The organism is Thiomicrorhabdus sp. ZW0627, from assembly GCF_029767005.1.
Lineage (GTDB): Bacteria > Pseudomonadota > Gammaproteobacteria > Thiomicrospirales > Thiomicrospiraceae > Thiomicrorhabdus.
The window spans coordinates 1-1175 of sequence record NZ_JARUQR010000019.1 but is presented as its reverse complement, the minus strand read 5'-3'; the positions used below and the strand labels follow the sequence as shown (position 1 = coordinate 1175).

At 46.2% G+C, this 1175-nt stretch carries 1 protein-coding gene; it reads left to right on the top strand.

Features of this window, described 5'->3' with window-relative positions:
- Positions 1-1175: elongation factor Tu (gene tuf / locus QCB45_RS11505; RefSeq protein WP_279421191.1), on the top strand; the 1175-nt coding region annotated here is incomplete at both ends.

The window sequence follows — 1175 nt, the reverse complement described above, 5'->3', positions numbered from 1 at the left end:
ATGGCAAAAGAAAAGTTTGAAAGAACGAAACCGCACGTAAACGTTGGAACTATCGGTCACGTTGACCATGGTAAAACAACTCTAACAGCGGCATTGACAATCGTACAGGCCAAGAAATTTGGTGGTGCGGCAAAAGACTACGGTTCAATCGATAACGCACCTGAAGAGCGTGAGCGTGGTATCACCATCTCAACTGCTCACGTTGAGTACGAATCAGAAACACGTCACTATGCACACGTAGACTGCCCAGGTCACGCTGACTATGTTAAAAACATGATCACTGGTGCTGCACAGATGGACGGTGCGATCCTAGTATGTTCTGCAGCTGATGGCCCAATGCCACAGACTCGTGAGCACATCCTATTGTCACGTCAGGTAGGTGTACCATACATCGTTGTATACTTAAACAAAGCGGACATGGTTGACGATGAAGAATTGATGGAATTGGTTGAGATGGAAGTTCGTGAACTTCTAGACATGTACGAATTCCCAGGTGACGATACTCCAGTAATCATGGGTTCTGCACTTAAAGCAATCGAAGGTGACCAGTCTGAAATCGGTGAGCCATCTATCGCTCGTTTGGTTGAAGCATTGGATACTTACATCCCGACTCCAGAGCGTGCTACAGACAAGCCATTCTTGATGCCTGTTGAAGATATCTTCTCCATCCAGGGTCGTGGTACTGTTGCAACTGGTCGTGTTGAAACTGGTGTTGTTAAAGTTGGTGAAGAGATCGAAATCGTTGGTATTCGCCCAACTCAGACAACAACTGTAACTGGTGTAGAAATGTTCCGTAAGCTTCTAGATCAGGGTGAAGCGGGTGATAACGTAGGTATCCTATTGCGTGGTACTAAGCGTGAAGATATCGAACGTGGTCAAGTATTGGCACACAAAGGTACTGTTACTCCACATACTAAGTTTGAAGCTGAAGTATACGTACTTTCAAAAGACGAAGGTGGACGTCACACTCCATTCTTCAACGGTTACCGTCCACAGTTCTACTTCCGTACAACTGACGTAACTGGTGCATGTGAACTACCAGCAGGAACAGAAATGGTAATGCCTGGTGATAACGTTCAAATGACCGTTGAACTAATCAACCCAATCGCTATGTCAGACGGTCTACGTTTCGCGATCCGTGAAGGTGGACGTACTGTTGGTGCGGGTGTTGTTGC